Annotated in this window: 18 protein-coding genes; 8 read left to right on the top strand and 10 right to left on the bottom strand. The window is 66.9% G+C overall.

Annotated features, from left to right (window positions below; genetic code table 11):
* Positions 1-104: 104 nt before the first annotated feature.
* The 5 genes from F5544_RS03735 to F5544_RS03715 all read right to left on the bottom strand — a co-directional run bounded on the left by F5544_RS03735 (position 105) and on the right by F5544_RS03715 (position 7,090).
* Positions 105-1,607 (bottom strand): acetyl-coenzyme A carboxylase carboxyl transferase subunits beta/alpha, encoded by a 1,503-nt coding sequence (locus F5544_RS03735; RefSeq protein ID WP_174867559.1) that lies wholly within the window; start codon positions 1,605-1,607, stop codon positions 105-107.
* Positions 1,608-1,680: 73 nt separating this feature from the next.
* Positions 1,681-2,283, bottom strand: coding sequence for a GTP-binding protein (locus F5544_RS03730; RefSeq protein WP_174867263.1), 603 nt, complete (start codon positions 2,281-2,283; stop codon positions 1,681-1,683).
* A complete protein-coding gene (locus F5544_RS03725) occupies positions 2,264-2,638 on the bottom strand; it encodes a DUF742 domain-containing protein (protein ID WP_014981573.1) in 375 nt (124 codons plus the stop codon). Before F5544_RS03725 ends, F5544_RS03730 begins: the two co-directional genes overlap by 20 nt.
* Before the next feature lie 7 nt (positions 2,639-2,645).
* The gene (locus F5544_RS03720; RefSeq protein WP_011207200.1) at positions 2,646-3,059 is read right to left on the bottom strand and encodes a roadblock/LC7 domain-containing protein; all 414 of its coding nucleotides are present in this window, start codon (positions 3,057-3,059) and stop codon (positions 2,646-2,648) included.
* Positions 3,056-7,090 (bottom strand): sensor histidine kinase, encoded by a 4,035-nt coding sequence (locus F5544_RS03715; protein WP_167471865.1) that lies wholly within the window; start codon positions 7,088-7,090, stop codon positions 3,056-3,058. The genes F5544_RS03720 and F5544_RS03715 overlap by 4 nt, the downstream gene beginning before the upstream one ends.
* 335 nt (positions 7,091-7,425) lie before the next feature.
* Here F5544_RS03715 and F5544_RS03710 point away from each other — a divergent pair, with 335 nt between their 5' ends.
* The 5 genes from F5544_RS03710 (at position 7,426) to F5544_RS03690 (ending at position 13,502) form a co-directional block, all read left to right on the top strand.
* The gene (locus F5544_RS03710) at positions 7,426-9,507 is read left to right on the top strand and encodes an AMP-binding protein (protein WP_167471864.1); all 2,082 of its coding nucleotides are present in this window, start codon (positions 7,426-7,428) and stop codon (positions 9,505-9,507) included.
* A gap of 113 nt (positions 9,508-9,620) precedes the next feature.
* On the top strand, positions 9,621-10,007 hold the full coding sequence (locus tag F5544_RS03705; RefSeq protein WP_167471863.1) for a hemophore-related protein: 387 nt from the start codon (positions 9,621-9,623) through the stop codon (positions 10,005-10,007).
* A 38-nt stretch (positions 10,008-10,045) separates the two neighbouring features.
* Positions 10,046-10,762 (top strand): response regulator transcription factor, encoded by a 717-nt coding sequence (locus F5544_RS03700; protein WP_167471862.1) that lies wholly within the window; start codon positions 10,046-10,048, stop codon positions 10,760-10,762.
* Positions 10,759-12,126, top strand: a complete 1,368-nt coding sequence (locus F5544_RS03695; RefSeq protein ID WP_174867261.1) for a sensor histidine kinase — start codon at positions 10,759-10,761, stop codon at positions 12,124-12,126. The genes F5544_RS03700 and F5544_RS03695 overlap by 4 nt, the downstream gene beginning before the upstream one ends.
* Positions 12,127-12,338: 212 nt before the next feature.
* Positions 12,339-13,502 (top strand): hypothetical protein, encoded by a 1,164-nt coding sequence (locus tag F5544_RS03690; protein ID WP_167471861.1) that lies wholly within the window; start codon positions 12,339-12,341, stop codon positions 13,500-13,502.
* A 198-nt stretch (positions 13,503-13,700) separates the two neighbouring features.
* Here the strand turns inward: F5544_RS03690 and F5544_RS03685 are convergent, their stop codons facing one another.
* The 4 genes from F5544_RS03685 to pdxH form a co-directional block, all read right to left on the bottom strand.
* On the bottom strand, positions 13,701-14,060 hold the full coding sequence (locus tag F5544_RS03685) for an FKBP-type peptidyl-prolyl cis-trans isomerase (RefSeq protein ID WP_167471860.1): 360 nt from the start codon (positions 14,058-14,060) through the stop codon (positions 13,701-13,703).
* 27 nt (positions 14,061-14,087) lie between these two features.
* Positions 14,088-15,404 (bottom strand): citrate synthase, encoded by a 1,317-nt coding sequence (locus tag F5544_RS03680; RefSeq protein ID WP_167471859.1) that lies wholly within the window; start codon positions 15,402-15,404, stop codon positions 14,088-14,090.
* Between the two features lie 177 nt (positions 15,405-15,581).
* Positions 15,582-16,865 (bottom strand): MFS transporter, encoded by a 1,284-nt coding sequence (locus tag F5544_RS03675; RefSeq protein ID WP_167471858.1) that lies wholly within the window; start codon positions 16,863-16,865, stop codon positions 15,582-15,584.
* Between the two features lie 96 nt (positions 16,866-16,961).
* On the bottom strand, positions 16,962-17,690 hold the full coding sequence (gene pdxH / locus F5544_RS03670) for a pyridoxamine 5'-phosphate oxidase (protein WP_167471857.1): 729 nt from the start codon (positions 17,688-17,690) through the stop codon (positions 16,962-16,964).
* Between the two features lie 123 nt (positions 17,691-17,813).
* On the opposite strand from pdxH, the gene F5544_RS03665 reads away from it, so the two are divergent.
* Both F5544_RS03665 and F5544_RS03660 read left to right on the top strand, forming a co-directional pair.
* Positions 17,814-18,956: a citrate synthase 2 gene (locus F5544_RS03665; protein ID WP_167471856.1), complete on the top strand. Its 1,143-nt coding sequence runs from the start codon at positions 17,814-17,816 to the stop codon at positions 18,954-18,956.
* A gap of 131 nt (positions 18,957-19,087) precedes the next feature.
* Positions 19,088-19,948, top strand: coding sequence for a polysaccharide deacetylase family protein (locus F5544_RS03660; protein ID WP_167471855.1), 861 nt, complete (start codon positions 19,088-19,090; stop codon positions 19,946-19,948).
* A gap of 60 nt (positions 19,949-20,008) precedes the next feature.
* On the opposite strand, the gene F5544_RS03655 is transcribed toward F5544_RS03660, so the two are convergent.
* Complete coding sequence (locus F5544_RS03655) at positions 20,009-20,470, bottom strand: hypothetical protein (RefSeq protein ID WP_238847065.1); 462 nt, start codon at positions 20,468-20,470, stop codon at positions 20,009-20,011.
* Positions 20,471-20,708: 238 nt separating this feature from the next.
* On the opposite strand from F5544_RS03655, the gene serC reads away from it, so the two are divergent.
* Positions 20,709-21,833 (top strand): phosphoserine transaminase, encoded by a 1,125-nt coding sequence (gene serC, locus F5544_RS03650; protein ID WP_167478962.1) that lies wholly within the window; start codon positions 20,709-20,711, stop codon positions 21,831-21,833.
* The last annotated feature ends 163 nt before the right edge of the window (positions 21,834-21,996 follow it).

Genomic DNA, 21,996 nt, shown 5'->3' with positions numbered 1-21,996 from the left:
CCGCTCACCATCAGTCCGCCCCATAGTTTCGGGGCTACTGCTCCTCCGCTACGGCGCGAACATCCTCGCACGCGTCGCAATCCCCCGCGTACCGATACCGTTGATCAACCCGGCAGCCCGAGGCGGCGGTAACGGGCACCGCGGCGGGCGAGGAGTTCAGCCTCGTTGGAATTGCTCAGGGCGGCAAGTTCTTCGGCTATCGCGGTAACCATGCGGTTTGCGAAGTCGGTGGGTTCGGTTGCGGCGTCCGGGAGTTCAGGGACTATGCGGTCGACTATTCCGTCGGCCAGCAGATCAGCTGACCGAATGCGTTGGGCGGCCGCCAGTTCGGGCGCATGGGTGGTGTCTCGATAGACGATGACGCTGGCGCCCTCAGGCGGCAGCGGGGCGAGCCAGGCGTGCGTCGCGGCGAGCACCCGGTCGGCGGGCAGCAGCGCGAGGGCACCGCCACCGGTCCCCTGGCCGAGCAGCACGGAGACGGTGGGCGTGCGCAACATGACCAAATCGGCTATGCAGCGGGCTATCTCGGGCGCTAGACCACGCTCCTCCGCCTCCTTGGACAGTGCGGCCCCAACCGTATCGATCACCAACACCAGGGGCAGCCGCAGCTCCTCCGCCAGCGCCATGGCGCGGCGGGCCTCCCGCAAAGCGGCCGGTCCCATGGTGTTCTCGCCGCGCTGCCCCGCCCGGTCGTGCCCGAATACCACGCACGGCCAACCGCGGAACCGGGCGAGGGCATGCACGACCGTCCGGTCCAGCTCGCCCTGACCCGTCCCACTCAACGGAACACGTTGCGTCACATGGCGTAACAACTCACGGATACCCGGCCGATTCGGGCGGCGCGAGATCGCGACCGAATCCCAGGCAGATACCTCACCCGGTGTGGCTCCGAATACCGCTGCGTGCGGCGACGATTCGACCGTCTGTGCATCGGGCACCCCGCTCATCACGCTCAACGCGCGATGAGCGATCCTGCGGTACACCGAAATCGGCACCACACCGTCGATAACACCGCTGCGGTAAAGGTTTTCGGCGGTCTGTACCCCATCCGGGAACGGCCGCCCGTACAGCGCCGCGTACACCCGCGGCCCGAGGAATCCGACCAGCGCACCGGGCTCGGCAAAAGTCATATGCCCCAACGAGCCCCAGGACGCGAACACCCCGCCCATGGTCGGGTCGCGCAGATACACCAGGTACGGATACCCGGCCGCTTTGTGCGCCGCGACGGCGCCCGCGACCTTCACCATCTGCACGAAAGCAACCGTGCCCTCCTGCATCCTGGTGCCACCCGAGGTCGGCGAGGCGAGCAGGGGCAGGCCCAGTTCGGTCGCGCGCTCGACCGCGGCCACGATCCGCTCCGCCGCGGCGACCCCGATCGAGCCGGCCAAAAAGCCGAACTCGCAAGCGATTACGGCCACCCGCCGACCACGCAGCAACCCGGCGCCGGTGCGCACCGCCTCGTCCGTACCCGCCGCCCGCTCGGCCCGAACCAGCTCCGCTCGGTACCACGGGGACGCGGCCACCGCGACGGGTGGCCGATCCCAGCTGACGAACGATCCAGGGTCGAGCAACCGATCGATCAGCTCGATCGCGGAAACCCGCCGCACACCAACGGTTTCACCGTGCCCGGCGACATCCGGGCCCGATTCGCTCCGCTCCTGCCCGCCGGGGCCCGGCAAATCAGTATCCCTGCATGACCTTGCGTAGCGCGTACTCGGTGAGCGCGACCAACGCCTGTTTGGCCGGCTCGCGCCGCCGGGCGTCGATCGACAGGATCGGCACATCGGCAGGCACCGCGAGCGCCTGCCGGATGTCCTCGATCGGATACCGGGGCGCGTCGTCGAACTCGTTGAGCGCCACCAAGAAGGGTAGGTTGCGCGCCTCGAAGTAGTCGACGGCGGCGAAGCTGTCCTCCAGCCTGCGGGTGTCGACCAGCACCACCGCGCCGATGGCGCCGCGGATCAGGTCGTCCCACATGAACCAGAATCGGTACTGCCCCGGCGTGCCGAAGAGATACAGCACCAGATCGTCGGCAAGGCTGATCCGGCCGAAGTCCATCGCCACGGTGGTGGTCGACTTCATCGGAATACCCGTCAGATTGTCGATGCCGGTACTGGCATTGGTCACCAATGCCTCCGTGCGCAGCGGAACGATCTCCGAGACAGCACCGACCAACGTGGTCTTACCGACACCGAAGCCACCCGCGACAACGATCTTCGCCGAAGTAGGCTTGCTGGTCCGGGTGTCGACCTGCGCCGTCGAATCAAATACGCCGGAGTCCACTGAGAACCCTTTCGATCAGCTCGCGACGTTCATCGTCGCTGGAATCGTCTTTCAAAGTCGCCGAAACGCGTACGTGCCCGGCCTCGATCAGGTCGGCCACGAGAACGCGAGCCACTCCGATCGGAATACCCAATCGGGCAGCAACCTCGGCAACGGACGGCGATTCTCTGCACAACTCCACGATTGACGTCTCGATGTTGGTCAGTTCGAACTGCCGCTCCAGGGCGACCGGATGCGATGCGACGAGGGCCTCCAACGCCAGCTCGACCGCGGGCCTGGTGCGGCCTGCGGTCAGCGAGTACGGGCGGACGAGGCTCGGCTCGGCGCTCCCCACGCGGTGATCTTCTATGTCCATCCCACCATCAGGAACCCATCGTGACGCGTGGCGTGGCCTGAACTGTCTGGCCCACCCGCTCGACCAACAAAGCCATTTCGTATCCCACCTGACCGATATCACAGGACGTGTTGGTCAGCACGGCGAGATACGAACCGTCACCCACCGCCATCAGCAGCAGGTAACCGTGCTCCATCTCGACAACCGACTGCAGGACGGTGCCGCCCTCGAACAGATTCGAGACGCCCACCGACAGGCTGGCCAGGCCGGCCGTCACCGCGGACAGCTGTTCGGCCCGATCCACGGGCAGCTGTGCGCTCGCGGCCATGAGTAGTCCGTCAGCCGAGACCAGGACGGCATGGGCTACGCCAGGAACCTCGTTGGCGAAGTTCGAAACCAGCCAATCCAGCTGACGATTCGTACCACCTAGATCGGGGTTCATCGGTCTCCTTTATCTCCGGTTAGGTTCATTGCTCTCATTGCGCGGCCATCCCGGACGCCCTGCTGGTGACGACTCAAGCTGGACCTGATCGATTCGGGGTCGCGGCGGGGTGCCCGATCCGCGGCGCCGTTCACGGCACCGGGTACGAGTCGACCACCCGGATTGCGTTGCGGCAACCCGGCCGCCGTTCGAGTTTCGGTCTGTGCCTCGGCGGCGTGGCGAGCCGCCTGCCACCCTTCATCACCCGGTGATTCGAAGGAGGCGGCCACCTGGGACCGGTCCGAGTTCTCATCCGACAACCACGCCGACATCATTTCCTGGAAGATCGGCGTACCCATCGAGGAACCGGTATCGACGGCGGGCTGCAATCTGGTCTGGAAGAACGACGCGGTCTTCTGCGGGTTCGACCGGAAGCTGTGCTTGCCTGGATCCCGGGCCGCACCGCCGTCCGCCACCTCCGGCGCGCTCTCCCGCCGAGGTAGCGCGACGCCGGGGGGCGCCTCGTGCTGCGGCAGATTCGTCGCGCCCGGATCGCGTTGCGGCAGACCGGATGCGCTGTGCCGCGCGGGCAGGCCATTCGAACCCGGATCACGTTGCGGCAGACCACCGGGAGCTTCGCGGCGCGGCGGGCGACCCGAATCACGTTGCGGCAGATCACCCGAAAGCGGATCGCTGCTCGACCGCTGCGGCAGATCACCGGACAATGCGTCGCGCCGCGGCAAACCACCGGGCTCACGCTGCGGCAACTCACCCGACAACGCGTCGCGCTGCGGCAAGCCGCCGGGGGCTTCGCGACGCGGCAGGCGACCCGAATCACGTTGCGGCAGATCACCCGAAAGCGGGTCACTACTCGACCGCTGCGGCAGATCACCGGACAATGCGTCGCGCTGCGGCAAGCCGCCGGGCGCTTCGCGACGCGGCAGGCGACCCGAATCACGTTGCGGCAGATCACCCGAAAGCGGGTCACTACTCGACCGCTGCGGCAGATCACCGGACAGGGCGTCACGCTTGGCACGCTGCGGAAGTCCGCTCGAACCCGAATCACGCTGCGGCAAACCACCGGGTGGCACATCGCCGGACAGCGCGTCGCGCCGCGGCAGATCACCGGGCTCGCGCTGCGGGAGGTCGCCGGACAGCGGGTCACGCTTGGCACGCTGCGGCAAACCACCGACACCAGGCTCACGCTGCGGCAAACCGCCAGGAGCATCACGCTGCGGGAGGTCGCCGGACAGCGGATCACGCTTGGCACGCTGCGGCAAACCACTCGAACCCGGATCACGCTGCGGCAGACCACCAGGTGGCACATCGCCGGACAGCGCGTCACGCCGCGGCAGCACACCGGGCTCACGCGGCGGTGCGTCGTTGGCCGTCGGCTGGCGTTGCGGCAGACCGCCGGCGCCCGGCTCACGGGACGGTGCACCGTTCGCACCCGGTTGACGCTGCGGCAGACCGCCCGCACCGGGCTCACGCTGCGGCAGACCGTTCACCGAATCGCGTTGCGGCGCACCGTTCACGCCCGGTTGACGCTGCGGCAGACCACCGGCACCGGGTTCACGCTGCGGCAACCCGCTGATGCTCGGCTGGGGCACACCGTTGGCGCCCGGCTGCCGCTGCGGCAGGTCGCCGGAGTTCGGGTCGCGCGGCGGTATCCCGCCACCGAGGATGGTCGGCTCTTGGCCGCTCGGCGGTTGACCTCCCGGCGGCGGCGTATTCATCGGCTGCCCACTCAACGAGCGCGGCGGACCGCCCGCATTGAGGTTGCGTTTGGGCAGATTCGCCGCGGCCAGTTTGCCGCGCTGCGGCACATTGGGCGGCGCCTGGTCCTGACCGGGTGCCGGGCGCAGGGTGGGGACCGCGTCGCTACGCAGACCGGCGGCCATCGACGAACCCGGTTGCCGCTGCGGCAGTCCACCCACCGGAACCGGACCGCTGGTCGGCACCGGACCACTGGTGGGGACCGGACCGCTGGTGGGGACCGGACCGCTCACACCGGGATCGACGGTGACCATGACGTTGCCGCCCGGCGTGCGGGTGATCGCCCGCGTCTGCATGGTGCTCGGCGCCGGGAGGGCCGGACGCTGCGACCCGGGGAGGGCCGGACGCTGCGGCATATTCGGATTGGCCTGGGTCGGTTGGATGACCGGCCCGCCCTTACCTGCGACGATGAGGTTGGCAGGCACGTGAACCGTCACTGTGACGCCAGGGTCGCGGGCAGTGTCGAAGGTCGCCCGCAGCCGCACGGTGAGCCCGTGCCGCTCGGCCAACCGGCCGACCACGAAAAGACCCATGTGCCGGGCGGTATCCGGCCCTGGCTCCGCGGTCTGTTCCAGCCGGTGGTTGATCTCGTTCATCTCCGAGGGCGGCATACCGATGCCGCGGTCGGCCACCTCGATCAACATGCCCTGGTCGTGTGCCTGGGCGAAGGTGAATTTGACGTCGGTCTCCGGCGGCGAGGCGCGCAGCGCGTTGTCCAGCAGCTCGGCGAACAGGTGCGCCATATCGGATGCGGCCGGTTCGACCAGCGAACCGCGCGGCGTCGCACCGAGTTTCACCCGCTCGTAGTCCTCGACCTCGGAAATCGCGGCGCGCAGCACATCGGCGATTTCGACGGGGGCGGACTTGGCGCGGCGCTGCCGGGTACCCGCGAGGATGAGCAGGTTGTCGCCGTTGCGGCGCATGCGGGCGGCGAGATGGTCCAGCCGGAACAGGTTTTCCAGCAGACGGGGGTCTTTCTCGTCGTACTCCATCGCCTCGATGAGGCTGAGCTGGTGGTCGACGAGCGACTTGGAGCGACGGGCCAGGGTTTCGAACATATCGTTCACCTGGGAACGCATCTGCGCCTGGTCGCTCGCCAAACGTAGTGCCTGCCCGTGGATATCGTCGACGGCGCGGGCCAGCTGGCCGATCTCCTCGGAGCTGCGCACCGGCATCGGTTCCAGCGGCACATCCTCCGGCGCGGCGCCGTTGCGCAACTGCGCGACCTCGTGCGGCAGATCGCTTTCGGCCACCCGCAGGGCGGCCAGCCGCAGCCGGTGCAGCGGCACGATCATCGATCGCGCGACGAAGACGGCGAGCATGAGCGCGGCCAGAATGGTGACGACGACGACCGCGGTGTACGTCCACGCATCCCGCTGGGCCGTCGACACCAGCGAATTCATCCCGGCGTCAATATCCTTGGTGGCCTTGCCGATGATCTTCTCGTACACCGCGAGGCTGGTGATGAGCGAATTCTTCAGATCACCGACCGGGGGCTGGCCGGCGAGCGCATCCGGACCGCTCGCCAACGACACCCGCGTATCGATACCGACCCGCAGGTCGGCGATGGACGTATCGGTGGCATCGAACCGGTGCGCGAGCACATTGAGCAGCGTGCGCTCGGTATTGGCCGCGGTGAGGAAGCCCGGCAGGCCGCCCTTCGGGTTGCGCAGATAGTCCGGGAACGCGGCGAGCTCGTTGGTCAGGGTCGAGCGGGTATTGAGCGCGTCTACCAGGCGCAGCTTCGCCTCGTCGACGGCCGCGTCGCTGACCTGTCCGACAACGTTTTCCACGACGCGCACGCTGTCGCTGCGCACCTTGTCGATCAGCGCGACTACATCGGCCTGCGGCTGTGTCGAGGGCAATTTACCCTGCGTTCTAACCGCTCTCGCCGAGGTGAGCATCTCCTCCAGCGCGGCACGGGCCCCACCGGGCACACCATTCAACTTGTCGGAGACCTTCTCCGCCGCACCGATCGCCTTGTCCAGATCCGCCAGGTTCTGGTCGGTCACAACGGAGTTCGGACCGATCGCGATCATCTGCGAACCGGCGACAACACCCATGTTGCCGCTGAGCGCCGTCACCACCGGAATCGCAGCGACGGTGTCCGAGGCATCCGCCAACCGGCTCGAGTCGGCGAACTCGGTCGAAATCCTGGAAACCCCAAGCCCCACCGCGACCGCCAGAGGTACGGCCAGGACCGCCGTCACCTTCCAGCGCAGGTCCCAGTTGCCGAGCGCCCAGCGCCTTCTGCCGGACCTAGCGGCGTCACGCATCTCCCACTCACTTTCCAAACTGGCCCCAACCACGCGCCATCAGCGAACCTCCACAATCGCATGCTGGCTCGACAGACGGAGCTGGCCGAGAACTGCTGCAGGCCGAGAAATTGCGTCTACGACGGCCGAAATAAGTGACATCAGATTCTAACGGATCAATAACTTCTTGGGTGACTTCGAGTAAGCTTGCCCCCCTTGACCTGCCCCTTCCAGGCAAAACCAAAGGTCGCGACACCCGCCCGGGCGTCGCGTGAAGTCTGCCACAATCATGCTGATCTATCGAGGCGGGCATCGAGCGAGGCTAGGGAGTCACCGGTTTGAATACAAGCGATTCGGTGGGGGGTGGTGACCGAGCGACGGGTGGGCACACGAAGCGCGAGTACCGGCCGGTCTATCAGACCAGCCTGGTCGATCCCGCGGAGTTCTGGTCCGGCGCGGCCGAGGCAATCGATTGGGACGTGCCACCCACTCAAATAGTCGATGCCACCGCACGTCCGGTGGCGAGATGGTTCCCCGATGCTCGCCTCAACACCTCCTTCAACGCCCTCGACCGGCATGTGTTCGGAAGCCCAGCTGCCGGAGAGGAGGGCCGACCGAATCAGCCCGCCTTAATATATGACTCCGCTATGACCGGCACCAGAGGCGTTTTCACCTACGCCGAGTTGCTTGCCGAGGTTGCCAGGTTCGCCGGTGCGATGGTCCGGCTGGGAGTCGGCAAGGGCGACCGCGTGATCATCTACCTGCCGATGATTCCCGAAGCGGTGATCGCCATGCTGGCCTGCGCGCGCATCGGCGCGGTGCATTCGGTGGTGTTCGGCGGGTTCGCCGCGCCCGAGCTCGCGGCCCGCATCGACGACGCCGAACCTGTGCTCATCATCACCGCCTCGGGCGGCATCGAGCCGAGCGGGCCGATTCAATACCCGCCAATTGTCTTGCAGGCCTTGGATATCGCCCAGACCACCGCGCCGCGGCAGGTGATCGTCAAGCAGCGCGATGTCGTCGTCGACGGAAAGCCGCTGTTCGAGACCATTCATTTCGCCGCGCCACAACCGGCGACCGAATCGCTGCCGAGCTCCGCGCAGACCGTCGTCGCGCAGTGGCTGGACTGGGCGGACGCCGTTCGCGACGCCGAACCGGTCGATCCGGTTCCGATGGATGCGACAGATCCGCTCTATATCCTCTACACCTCCGGCACCACCGGTAAGCCGAAGGGGGTGGTGCGGGACAACGGCGGACACGCGGTTGCCCTCACCTGGTCCATGCGCAATATCTACGACGTCGGCCCCGGCGATGTCATGTGGACCGCCTCCGATGTCGGTTGGGTGGTCGGGCACTCCTATATCGTCTACGCGCCGCTGCTCGTCGGCGCGACAACGGTGCTCTACGAGGGCAAACCGGTCGGCACGCCGGATGCGGGCGTGTACTGGCGGGTGATTCAGGACCACAAGGTTCGCGCAGTGTTCACCGCCCCGACCGCGCTGCGCGCCATCCGCAAGGCGGATCCGGACGCGGCACTCGCCGCGGACTACGACCTGTCCTCGCTGCGCGCACTGTTCTGCGCGGGCGAGCGGCTCGACCCGGCCACCTACGAGTGGGCGGTGCACACACTGCTCGCCGACCGGCCCGACTGCCCCGTCGTCGACCATTGGTGGCAGACCGAGACCGGCTGGCCGATCTGCGCCAATCCGCTTGGGCTGCAACAACTTCCGATCAAGGCCGGATCGGCTTCGGTGCCGGTTCCCGGCTATCGGATCCGGGTGCTCGACTCCGAGGGCAATCCGGTCGCGCCGGGCACCGAGGGCAATATCGTCATCGGGCTGCCGCTGCCGCCCGGCACGCTGAGCGGGCTCTGGCACGACGACGCCCGCTACGAGCGCTCCTATCTCACCACCTATCCCGGCCACTACCTCACCGGCGACTCCGGCTATTTCGACGAGGACGGCTACCTCTATGTCCTCGGGCGCAGCGACGATGTCATCAATATGGCGGGGCACCGGCTCTCGGCGGGCAGTATCGAGGCCGCCATCGCCGGACATCCCGCGGTCGCCGAATGCGCGGTGATCGGTCTGCCGGATGAGCTCAAGGGACATCGGCCACTGGCCTACGTGGTACTCAAGTCGGGTGTCGAGATCGATCCGGCGCTGCTGCGCACGGAGCTGATCACCCGGGTGCGCGAACAGATCGGCGCGATCGCCACCCTGTACGACGTGGTGGTGGTTCCCGCGCTGCCGAAGACCAGATCCGGCAAGATCCTGCGCAAGACCATCCGGCTGATCACGGCGGGTGAGCCGTACGAGATGCCGTCCACCATCGAGGATCCGGCCGTGCTCACCGCACTCGCCGAACAGATCGTCGCGGCCCGTCCCGGAGCGGATCACGAAACTATGAATATTGCGGATCCGGTTGTGCCGTCATAGTTTTGGTCGTCCCTCAGAGAATCCTCAGTAATCGTTCACACCTGTGCCAGCGCCTCGCCCTAAGGTCGAGGTCGCTTGTCCACGTCCCATCGACACCATGGAGGCAGCACCACATGAAGCGTTTGCGCAGCCGCACCGCCCTCGCCGCGTTGGCGACCGGCGGCATCGCCACGGTCACCGTTCTGCTCAGCCCCGGCATCGCCGCCGCCGATCCGACCTCGATGATCGCGCCGCTGCTCGACACCACCTGTTCGTTCGACCAGGTCGACAAGGCACTGCACGCCAAGGCCCCCTTGCTGGCGAACATGCTCGACAACAATCCGGCGCAGAAGGCCGAGATCCAGCAGAAGTTCAACCTGCCGCCGGATCAGCGCCGCGCCGAACTGCAGAAGGCGATCGATGCGAATCCGGACGCCGCGGCACAGGCCGAGAACGACCCGCGCGCCGCGGGTATCGCCGAGCAGCTGCGCCAGGTCGCGGCCGCCTGCCATAACTACTGAGCGGCGCTTGACCGATCCGGGTGCGCGGTGACGGCAGAATGACTGACGTGGCAGAGCGTCCTGGGAACCCGACCGTCCTCGTCGTCGACGACGACGAGGACGTGCTCGCCTCGGTCGAGCGAGGGCTGCGGCTGTCCGGCTTCCAGGTATTGGTGGCCAGGGACGGCGCGGCCGCGTTGCGCAGCGTGAACGAGCATGCGCCCGATGCGATCGTGCTCGATATGAATATGCCGGTGCTCGACGGCGCCGGTGTGGTGACCGCGCTGCGCGCCATGGGCAACGAGGTGCCGATCTGTGTGCTCAGCGCCCGCGCGTCGGTGGACGATCGCATCGCCGGGCTCGAGTACGGGGCCGACGACTATCTGGTCAAACCGTTCGTGCTGGCCGAGTTGGTGGCCCGGATCCGGGCGCTGTTGCGCCGCAAGACCGATGCGCCCGCACCCGCGACGCCGGGCGCGATCACGGTGGGCCCGTTGGAAGTCGACGTCGCCGGCTATCGCGCGCTGCTCAACGGGCACGAAATCGAGCTCACCAAAAGGGAATTCGAGCTGCTGTCCACGCTGGCCCGCAATGTCGGCGTCGTGCTGAGCCGGGAACGCCTGCTGGAACTGGTGTGGGGCTACGATTTCGCCGCCGACACCAATGTGGTCGACGTATTCGTCGGGTATCTGCGGCGCAAGCTGGAAGTGGACGGCACGCCGCGGCTGCTGCACACCATTCGCGGGGTGGGATTCGTCCTCCGAGCCCCGAAATGACCGCGAAACCCCGTCGGCGTCGGACCTTTTCGCTGCGCACGCGGGTGGCGGGGGCCGCGGCGGCGGGTGCGGTGATCATCGTTTCGCTGATCAGCCTGCTCAGCGTGCAGGTGATCGAGAAGATCAACGTGCAGCAGTCCGATCAGCAGTTGAAGGTGGCCTCGCGCATCGTGCTGCTGCAACCGGTGATCGCGGTGACCGCCATCGGGCTCACAGGGCTGAACAACGATCTGGCGCTCACCGTGCGCCGGGACGGCGACGTCGTCGCCAGCACCCCGACCCAAATGCCCGATCTGCCAACGGGTTCGCGCACGGTGACGGTGCACGGCATCCCGTATCGGATCCTCACCACCACCGAGAATCAGCAGCCGGGGCAGGTGGTATCGCTCGGCATTCCGTTCACGGATGCGGCGAAAACCACCGCGCAGCAACAACGTTGGGTGTTGTTCGGGGCGCTGGCGTCGATCGCCGCCGCCGCCGCGCTCGGCTGGCTGCTGGCCGGGCGCGCGGTGCGCCCGATGGTGCACCTGTCCAAGCAGGTCGGTGCGCGCAGCGGCTATCGCGATCCGGACAATCCACAGCCGCCGATCGACGGTTCGGGTGTGCGCGAGGCCGAGCAGTTGGCCCAGGCGGTGAACACCATGCTGGAGCGGGTCGATCAGGCACAGACCGAAACCGCCGCCGCCCTGGACACCGCGCGCGATTTCGCCGCCGTCTCCGCGCACGAACTGCGCACCCCGCTCACCGCCATGCGCACCGACCTCGAGGTGCTGCGCACCCTGGACCTGGACGAGACCCAGCGCGCGGAAATCCTCGCCGACCTGCAACGCAGCCAGGGCCGGGTGGAGAGCACGCTGGCCGCGCTGGAACGACTGGCCACCGGTGACCTCACCAACGAGCGCGATCATGTCGACACCGACGTCGGTGATCTGTGCGATCAGGCGGCACACGACGCCATGCGGCACTATCCGGATCTGACCGTGCGCATCGACTGCGACGCCGAACTGGTCACCCGTGGGCTGCCCGCCGGGCTGCGGCTCGCCGTCGACAACGCGCTCACCAATTCGGTCAAACACGGAAGGGCAACGCAGGCACTGGTTTCCGCACACCGCGCCTCGGACGGGCACATCATCATCTCGATCGACGACAATGGCCGCGGCATCCCGATCGAGGAGCGGGAGGCGGTATTCGATCGTTTCTTCCGCGGCAGCCAAGCGAGCAAGGGCGGATCGGGACTCGGGCTGGCATTGGTCGCCCAACAGGCCCAATTACACGGCGGGCGAGCGTATTTCGATGACGGCACGCTGGGCGGCGTGCGCTTGGTGCTGCATTTGCCCGCCCGGAACACGCATTGGAACAAATAGGCTGGGCTGCGAGCGATATCTCTGGCCGCAAACGACATAGCTGGACTTCGAACGACGTAGCTGGGACTTCGAACGACGTAGCTGGACTTCGAGCGATATCGCTGGGACTTCGGTCGATCTTCACTTCGATCGATATCGATAAACAGCACCCATAGCAAATTCTTATGAAGCAGCCATGGCCGGGTAACCTGTGGACCTTAGGGTCTGTTCGCGTGATCGAAAAACGGACCCGCTGGGGACTTCTGGCCATTTTCGTCGCCGCCGGCACGATTGCCGCCGGCATCGTCGCCTGCGGGCGTTCCGACACGCCGACGGGTATCGCGCTCGTCAACGCGGACAAGGGACCAACCGGAGCGAAGGTCGTGCAGGCCTTGCAGGATGCGGGCGGCTACGACTGGACGGCCGCGAAACCGGGCGAAGCGGATATCAAGGACTACGCCGCGGTCATCACGCTGCCCGACGACCTCACCACATCCATGGGCACACTCGCCGGACCGGATCCCAAGCGGGCCAAGGTCACCGTGAACACGCATAAGGGCGCGGACCGCGACCTCGTGAACGGCGCGGTGACCGAGGTACAGCACCGGATCGGCGCGGCGGGCGTCGACGCGGCACTCAGCGCCGCGGCCCAGGCGCGCACCCAGATGACGCAGGTGCAGTTCACCGCCCAACTGCTCAACATGGGGGTGAAGGCCGCGGCCGCGGGCGCCGATCAGTTCAGCTCCGGCGCCGATCAAATGCTCGGCTTCCTGGACTTCGCGAAAAGCGGTGCCGCGCAATTGACTTCGGCGATCACGCTGCTGAACAACACGGTGAGCGGCGCGGCCGCGCAGGCGAATCAGCTCGCCGACGCGCTCGGCTCGACCGGTGTCACCATCAATCAGGTGTCGCAGACCGCAGGCGCCGTCACCACCGGGCTCGACCAAGTTCTGCCGCTGCTGAAGGGCCTGCCCTTCGCGGGCGATCCGACGCTCACCGGCGTCATTGCCAAACTCCAAGGGCTGCGCGATATTTCGAGCCAGGCGGGCTCGCAGCTGACCGGCCTCGGCGATCTGGTGGGCGCCTCGGTCGACCCTGATACCGACCTCGGCACCCTGCTGCGCACCGTTGTCGGCAAATTGCAAAGCGCCAGTGACCAATTGCAGCAGGGCGCGAAACTCGCCGAGGGTCTCCCCCAGCTCGCCGAGCAGGGCGGAGCCCAATTGACCAGTGCCATCAGCCAACTCACCCAGGGTGTCACTCAATTGCAGGGCGTCGTCGGCAATTTGAGCACGCAAACCGACAAGGCGGTCGCCGCGCTCCCGCAGCGCAGCTCCGGCCAGCAATCGGCCATCGCCGCCGCGCTCACCGACCCCGTCGAAATCGTCCGCGGCTGAGTTGTTCGCTGTTCAAAGCAGCCCGACATTCAAGGCAGCCGACGAAACCTCGCCGCTGACAACGGAACCCGCCCGTACCGGCCTCGACGCCGCAGGCACAGATATACACAGCCGAAACCATGCCACAGGCATGAAAAATGCGGCAGCCATGAAAAAAGCCGCAGCCCGGGTCCGAAACCCGGGCTGCGGCAACAGCTTTCAGTTGGCGTTCAGCAGATCGATGATGAACACCAGCGTCTTGCCCGACAGCCGGTGCCCCGAACCCGCCGGGCCGTAGGCCAGCTCCGGCGGAATGGTCAGCTGACGACGGCCGCCGACCTTCATGCCGGGAATGCCGTCCTTCCAGCCCTGGATCAGGTTGCTCAGCGGGAAGGTGATGGATTCGCCACGGTCCCAGGAGGAGTCGAACTGCTCGCCCGAGTCGAATTCGACGCCCACATAATGCACCTCGACGGTGCCGCCCGGCACCGCTTCCTTGCCCTCACCGACCGTGAGATCCTTGATCACCAGTTCGGTGGGCGCGGGGCCCTCCTGGAATTCGATCTCCGGCTTGGTCATTCGCTATCCCCTTCGATAGGTGGGTTATCAATCGCGGTTGGCGATCTCACGGTAGTCGCGCGCACCGTATCCGGTGTAGATCTGGCGCGGACGACCGATCTTCAGTGGCTCGCTGTGCATTTCCCGCCAGTGCGCGATCCAGCCGGGCAGCCTGCCCATCGCGAACAGCACGGTGAACATCCGGGTCGGGAAGCCCATGGCCTTGTAGATGACGCCGGTGTAGAAGTCGACGTTCGGGTACAGGCGGCGCTCGATGAAGTAGTCGTCGGTGAGCGCGGCCTCCTCCAGCGCCTGCGCGATATCGAACAGCTCGTCGTCGCCGCCGAGCTTGCGCAGGATGGCGTCGGCGTGCTTCTTGGCGATCGCGGCGCGCGGGTCGTAGTTGCGGTAGACGCGGTGACCGAAGCCCATCAGCTTCACCCCGTCTTCCTTGTTCTTGACCTTGCGGATGAACTCCTTGACGTCACCGCCGTTGGCCTTGATGCCGTCGAGCATCTCCAGCACCGCCTGGTTCGCGCCGCCATGCAGCGGACCCCACAGCGCGTTGATGCCGCCGGATACCGAGGTGAACAGGTTGGCGTCGGAGGAGCCGACCAGGCGCACCGTCGAGGTCGAGCAGTTCTGCTCGTGATCGGCGTGCAGGATGAGCAGCATGTCCAGCGCCGCGGCGACCTCGGGGTCCACCTCGTACGGCTCGGCCGGGAAGCCGAAGGTCATTCGCAGGAAGTTCTCCACCAGGCTGAGCGAGTTGTCCGGGTAGAGGAACGGCTGGCCGACCGACTTCTTGTACGAGTAGGCCGCGATGGTGGGCAGCTTGGCCAATAGTCGAATGGTGGACAGCTCCACCTGCTCCGGATCACGCGGATCCAGCGAGTCCTGGTAGTACGCCGAGAGCGCGTTCACCGCGGAGGACAGGACCGGCATCGGGTGCGCGTTGCGCGGGAAACCGTCGAAGAACCGCTTCAGGTCCTCGTGCAGCAGGGTGTGCCTGCGGATCCGGTTGGTGAAGTCGTCGAGCTGGGCCGCGGTGGGCAGCTCACCGTAGATCAGCAGGTAGCTGACCTCGATGAAGGTGGAGGAGGCGGCGAGCTGATCGATCGGGTATCCGCGGTAGCGCAGGATGCCCGCCTCACCGTCGATGTAGGTGATGGCCGACTTGGTCGGCGCGGTGTTCATGAAGCCGGGGTCGTAGGTGACGTAACCGGTGCTGGCCAGCAGCTTTCCGAGGTCGATCCCGTCATTGCCCTCGGCGGCCTTGGTCACCGTCATGGGGAATTCCCCGCCGGGATAGACAAGGACCGGCTTGGCGTCGTCGTCGACGTTGATGATGTTCTCAGCGGGCACGGAAGGATCCCTCTCAGGCTAGAACCGTAGGCGTCGAGCGCGGTCGGCCCCGACGCACTTACCTCAACGCTAGCCGTTCACCGAGAGGGCCAACCATCGAGGGTGGCTCTCGTCGGGCTCACAATCGGGACACGCTGCGGTGAGGTTTCGCTCCTGGTTGCCGAGTGTTCGCCAAGGTCACCGCGGAACCATTTCGGCATGTGCGCGGCCCACTCGGTACCGAACGAACGCCGGAAAGACTATCGCCGCGAGCACCATGCCGACCACAACGAGCGCACCACCACCCGCCGCAGCAACAGCGGTACCCAGGCTCGCCGCGGCGAAACCGTGGGCAACATCACCGATGCGCGGCCCGCCCGCGACAACCACGATGAACACCCCCTGCAGCCGCCCACGCATCTCGTCGGTGGCGACCGTCTGCAGCATGGTGACCCGCAGCGCCGAGGACACCATGTCGACCGCGCCGCCGAATGCGGAGCAGCCCAGCGCGATCCACAGTCCGGCGCCGACGCCGAGCAGGTCGCCGGTGAGCCCGACGGCCACCCCGAAACCGATCATCGAGCAGCCCCACAGCGCGATGCAGATCACGACGGCCAACCCCTGCCGCCGCACCCGGGGAATCCAGCCGGAGAACACACCGCCGAGCACCGCACCCGCCGACATCGACGCGAACAGCAGACCGAGCGCGAGACCGCCGGTGGCCGGATCGCCGAAGGTCTCGCGCGCGATCTGCGGGAACAGCGCCCGCGGCATGCCGAAGATCATGGCGATCAGATCCACCGCGAACGAGGCGAGCAGGATGCGCTGGGTGGCCAGATACGCGAAACCGTCCAGGACGGTGCGGAATCCGGCCTTGCGCTCGGTGCCGGTCGGCGGGAGCGCGGGCAGCCGCCACACCGCCCACAGCGTCGCGAGTAGCGCGATCGCGTCCAGCAGGTACAGCGTCGAGAGGCCGATCACCGGGATGAGCGCGCCCGCGAGCACCGGCCCGGCGATGGACCCGAACTGCATCACCGTCATGTTGAGCGAATTGGCCGCCGCCAACTGGTCGGCGGGCAGCAGGCGCGGGATGGTCGCGCTGCGCGTCGGCTGATTCACCGCGAAGAACGCCTGCTGCGCGGCGAGCAGCACCAGGACGACCCATACGTTGTGCAGCCCCGCCGCGGCCTGCACCCAGAATGCGAGCGAGGTGATGCCGGTGCCGAAACTGGTGAGCAGCAACAGCTTTCGCCGATCCATCACATCGGCGAGCGCGCCGCCCCACAGTCCGAAGACGATCAGCGGCACCAGACCGAACAGCCCGGCGAGGCCGACATAGCCGGAGCTGCCGGTGATCTGGAAAATCTGCTGCGGCGCCGCGACCAGCGACATCTGGGCGCCGACCATGGTGACGATGCCGGTGACCCACAGGCGTCGATAATCCGGCTGACGCAATGGGGTGGTGTCGGCCAGGATCCTCATCCGGGAAGGCGGCAGGCGGGGGTGAACATGGCCAGGAGATTAACCAGTCACGCCCCGGGTATCGAAGTGAATTTTATTTCACCAGAGCCGATTTCCTTACGGCTGTAGTCGCGTGACGGCCATCGCGCCGTCGTCGATGCGCACCCGGATCCGGTTGTGCAGCCTGCCGCGGCGGCCCTGCCAGAACTCGACCTCGTCGGGGCGTAGGAGGTAGCCGCCCCAGTGCGGCGGCACCGGGATCTCGTCGACATCGGCGAAGCGCGCGGTGGTCTCGGCCAGCACCCGGTCCATTTCGGCGCGCGAACCGATCGGGCGGGACTGCTGCGAGGCCCAGGCGCCGAGCTGGGAATCCCGCGGCCGGGACCGCCAGTAGACGGTGGTGGTCTCGATCGGCACCTGCTCCACCCCGCCGCGCACGTGCACCTGCCTGCCGAGCGCGGGCCAGACGAAGGTGGCCGCGGCGAACGGCACCGCGGCCAACTGGGTGCCCTTCGCCGATTCGTAGTTCGTGTAAAAAGTCACACCCTCGGGTGAGAGACCCTTGCACAGCACCGTGCGGGCAACCGGGCGCGGCGTGCCACCCGCCAGCGACACGGTGGCCAGCACCATGGCATTGGGTTCGGCGATGCCGACCGCCGTCGCCTGCTCTATCCAGTGCCGCAGCAGCGGCTCCCAACCGCCCGCGAGCCAGCTCTCGTCGAGGTCGGTGTCCTCGCCGGAGCCGAACGGGTTGTTCCCGTACTCGGCCCGCATGGCGGCCAAATCCACATCCGTTGGCAACTCTGCCGCTTCTTGACCGACAGATGAATTGTCCAGGTCACGCATGGGGCAGACGTTACTCCGCGGTAGCAAGAAGCTAAGGTTTTAACCGATCGGCATGTGCTCGGCGAAGCGTTATCCCTCATCGACGAGAACCCATGCGACCCGAAGTGCAAGGAGAGTCACAACATGACTACCAGCCCCGCGGTGCCAGGAGCATCCGTACCAAGCGATTTCGTCAGCGGGCTCGAGGGTGTGGTGGCATTCACCACCGATATCGCCGAACCCGACAAGGACGGCGGCGCCCTGCGTTACCGCGGCGTCGACATCGAGGATCTGGTCGGCAATCGGGTGACCTTCGGCGATGTGTGGGCTCTGCTGGTGGACGGGGAGTTCGGCCGCGGCCTGCCGCCCGCCGAGCCGTTCCCGCTGCCCGTGCACACCGGTGACGTGCGCGTCGACGTGCAGGCCGGCCTGGCCATGCTCGCCCCCATCTGGGGTTATCAGCCGCTGCTCGATATCGACGACGAGACCGCGCGGGAGAATCTGGCCCGCGCCTCGGTGATGGCGCTGTCCTACGTCGCGCAGTCCGCGCGCGGCATCTACCAGCCCGCGGTACCGCAGAAGAAGATCGACGAGTGCAGCACGGTCACCGAGCGGTTCATGACCCGCTGGAAGGGTGACCCGGACCCGCGGCACACCGAGGCCATCGACGCCTACTGGGTGTCGGCCGCCGAGCACGGCATGAACGCGTCCACCTTCACCTCGCGCGTCATCGCCTCGACGGGCGCCGATGTCGCCGCGGCGCTGTCCGGCGCGATCGGCGCGATGTCGGGCCCGCTGCACGGCGGCGCGCCCGCCCGGGTGCTGCCGATGATCGAAGAGGTCGAAAAGACCGGCGACGCACGGGCTTTGGTCAAGGGCATCCTGGACCGCAAGGAAAAGCTGATGGGCTTCGGGCACCGGGTGTACCGGGCCGAGGATCCGCGCGCCCGGGTGCTGCGCGGCACCGCGAAGCGGTTGGACGCCCCGCGCTACGAGGTGGCCGCCGCACTGGAGCAGGCGGCGCTCGCCGAGCTGCGCGAGCGGCGCCCGGACCGCGCGATCGAAACCAATGTGGAGTTCTGGGCCGCGGTGATCCTGGATTTCGCCGAGGTGCCCGCGCACATGATGCCCGCGATGTTCACCTGCGGCCGCACCGCGGGTTGGTGCGCGCACATCCTGGAGCAGAAGCAACTGGGGAAGCTGGTGCGCCCGGCCGCGATCTACACCGGGCCCGGCCCGCGCAAGCCGGAGGACGTCGCGGGCTGGTCGGCCATTTCGCACGCGTAAGTGGTTGCCGGCGTGCCGGTTCCGGGACGGATCCGGCACGCCGTGCCCGTGAACACGCTGTGCCCCAGACCACATCGGCGGATTCGGTGACGTAGCATTCCTCCGCAACGTCGAGATCAGAGGTACGGGGAATGCTGGATAGAGAACTGTCGCGCCGGGGGTTGTTCGGCGCTGCCGCGCTCGCCGCGGGTTTCGTCCTCACCGGATGCTCTGCCGCTCACGGCGAGTCGGCACCGACATCGGCAACGCAGCCGCCCCAGCCGAGGGCAGGTCTGCCGAAGGCCGCACCGATCGACGACGCCAACGGGCCCGCCGCGGTCGCCGCCCGGCACGCCGGCGAACAGCCGAAGCAGTGGGGCATGGAAATGCCGGGCATCACAAGCTCTTTCAATGCCACCGGCAAGCAGATGGCGATCACCTTCGACGCCTGCGGTGGGCCGGATAACAACGACATGGACGAGTCGTTGATCAATTTCCTTGTCACCCAACAGATTCCGGCGACACTCTTCCTGAACAAGCGGTGGATCGACGCGAATCCGGCGCGGGTGGCCCAGCTGATGGGCAATCCGCTGTTCGAATTGGCCAATCACGGTGTGCAGCACCGGCCGCTTTCGGTGAACGGCCGGGCCGCGTACGGCATCAACGGCACCAAGTCGGTGCAGGAGGCCGTCGACGAGGTGTGGTCCAATCACGAACGCCTGACCCAACTTGTCGGCAGACCGCCGCGATTCTTCCGCGCGGGCACCGCGCACTACGACGATGTCGCGGTGCGCATCTGCAACGAATTGGGGGAAACCCCGGTCGGTTTCAGCATCAACGCTGATTTCGGCGCCACCGCGAGCTCGGCCCAGGTGCAGCAGAATATGAATGCCGCTGCGCCGGGCGCGATTTCCCTCGCACACATGCACCGCCCACGGGCCGGTACCGGTGCGGGCATGCTCGCGGTGCTGCCGAAACTCCGCGCCGCGGGATTCACTTTCGTGCACCTGTAATCGAATTCGGCCTTCCAGCAACGGATTACACAGAAATTTCAATAACAGGGCAGCGCAAGGTTACTCGTCGCCGAGCGTGGCCGCCCAGTCGATCGCGACCGATTCGCCACGATCCACGGTGAAGAATGCCACCTCGAGGCGCTGGCCGAGATCGGCCAGGTTGATCGCCGCGAGCGGCACCTGCTGAACGACCCTGACCCGCCACGGTTTCGGCTCGTCCCATGCGCGCAATTCGAGGTCGAGCCGCAGCACCGGATCGTCGCGGCCGGAGTATTCCGCGCCGACCGGTGCCGCGGCGAGCACGGTCGCGTCCGCGCGCCTGCCGTCGGCCAGGATCTTCGCGATGCCGACCCGGGCGGTCTCCTCCAGATCCGGGACGAACAGCACCAGCCGGTCCCGGTCGCCGGGATCCACCCGGCAGCTCACCACATCGCCGGGGCGCATCCAGTCCAGATCGCGTTCGGGCACCCGCTGGCGCACCCGCACCTCGTACGGCTCCTGCCCCTCCAGCTGCACCCGCACCCAGAATGCGTGCCCGGGTTCGCTGCGTCGTGGCCGGACATCCAAGATCGTTGCGGAGCCGAGGGTTCCGCGGATGAGCAACTCGCGCCGCGCATCGTCGGATATCGAAGGAACACCAAGTCCGAGTGCCCTTCGCTTGCGTAACAGCCACCCCGAGTTAGCCGCCGAGTTCATGGCTGCACAGGTTAGCTGGACTGTGGTCGACGACACAGCATTACCACCTACTAGCATGTGCGCCATGACCACTGCCTTCCCGACCATTCCCGACGATCTCAAGCCCGCCGATGGTCGCTTCGGCTGTGGCCCCTCCAAGGTTCGGCCCGAGCAGCTGCAGTCGCTGGTGCAGGTCGGCGCCTCGGTATTCGGCACCTCGCATCGGCAGAAGCCGGTGAAAGACGTGGTGGCGCGGGTGCGCTCCGGCCTGCGCGAGCTGTTCGACCTGCCGGACGGCTACGAGGTGGTGCTGGGTAACGGTGGTACCACGGCGTTTTGGGATGCCGCCGCGTTCGGCCTGATCCGCGAGCGTTCGCTGCACCTCACCTACGGCGAGTTCAGCTCGAAGTTCGCCTCGGTGGCCAAGAAGAACCCGTTCATCGGCGATCCGATCGTCATCACCACCGATCCGGGCACCGCGCCGGAGCCGGTTTCGGACCCGGCCGCCGACGTGATCGCCTGGGCGCACAACGAAACCTCAACGGGCGTCGCGGTTCCCGTGCAGCGTCCGGCCGGTTCGGAGCAGGCGCTGATCGCCATCGACGCCACCTCGGGCGCGGGCGGTCTGCCGGTGAACATCGCCGACGCCGACGTGTACTACTTCGCCCCGCAGAAGTGCTTCGCCTCCGACGGCGGTCTCTGGGTGGCCCTGATGAGCCCGAAGGCGCTCGAGCGGGTGAGCGAGATCGCCGAATCGGGCCGCTACACCCCCGAATTCCTCTCGCTGCCGATCGCGATCGACAACAGCACCAAGGACCAGACCTACAACACCCCGGCGCTCGGCACCCTGCTGCTGTTCGCCGACCAGATCGAATGGCTCAACGGCAACGGCGGCCTGGACTGGGCGGTCAAGCGGACCCTCGATTCCTCGTCGCGGCTGTACTCGTGGGCCGAATCGAGCGAGTACGCCACCCCGTTCGTCGCGGATCCGGCGCACCGCTCGCAGGTGGTCGGCACCATCGACTTCGCCGATTCGGTCGATGCGGCCGCGGTGGCAAAGGTGCTGCGCGCCAACGGCATCGTCGACACCGAGCCGTACCGCAAGCTGGGCCGCAACCAGTTGCGCATCGGCATGTTCCCGGCGATCGATCCGGAAGATGTTTCCCAGCTGACCCGCAGCATCGACTGGGTGGTCGAAAAGCTGTCGTAAGCACGGCGAACGAATGAATTCCGGGCCCGATCGCATACCTTCCGGTCGGGCCCGCGCCGTATTACGGTGCGCGCGAACACTTCGCAATCTGTATTGTCAAAAGTGAACAGAGCAGATTAGCGGTGCGGATGTGTCCGTTGACAGATTTCCGTACCGCGTGTCT

This window comes from Nocardia arthritidis (genome assembly GCF_011801145.1).
Classification (GTDB): domain Bacteria; phylum Actinomycetota; class Actinomycetes; order Mycobacteriales; family Mycobacteriaceae; genus Nocardia; species Nocardia arthritidis_A.
This window is presented reverse-complemented; position numbering and strand designations above follow the sequence as displayed.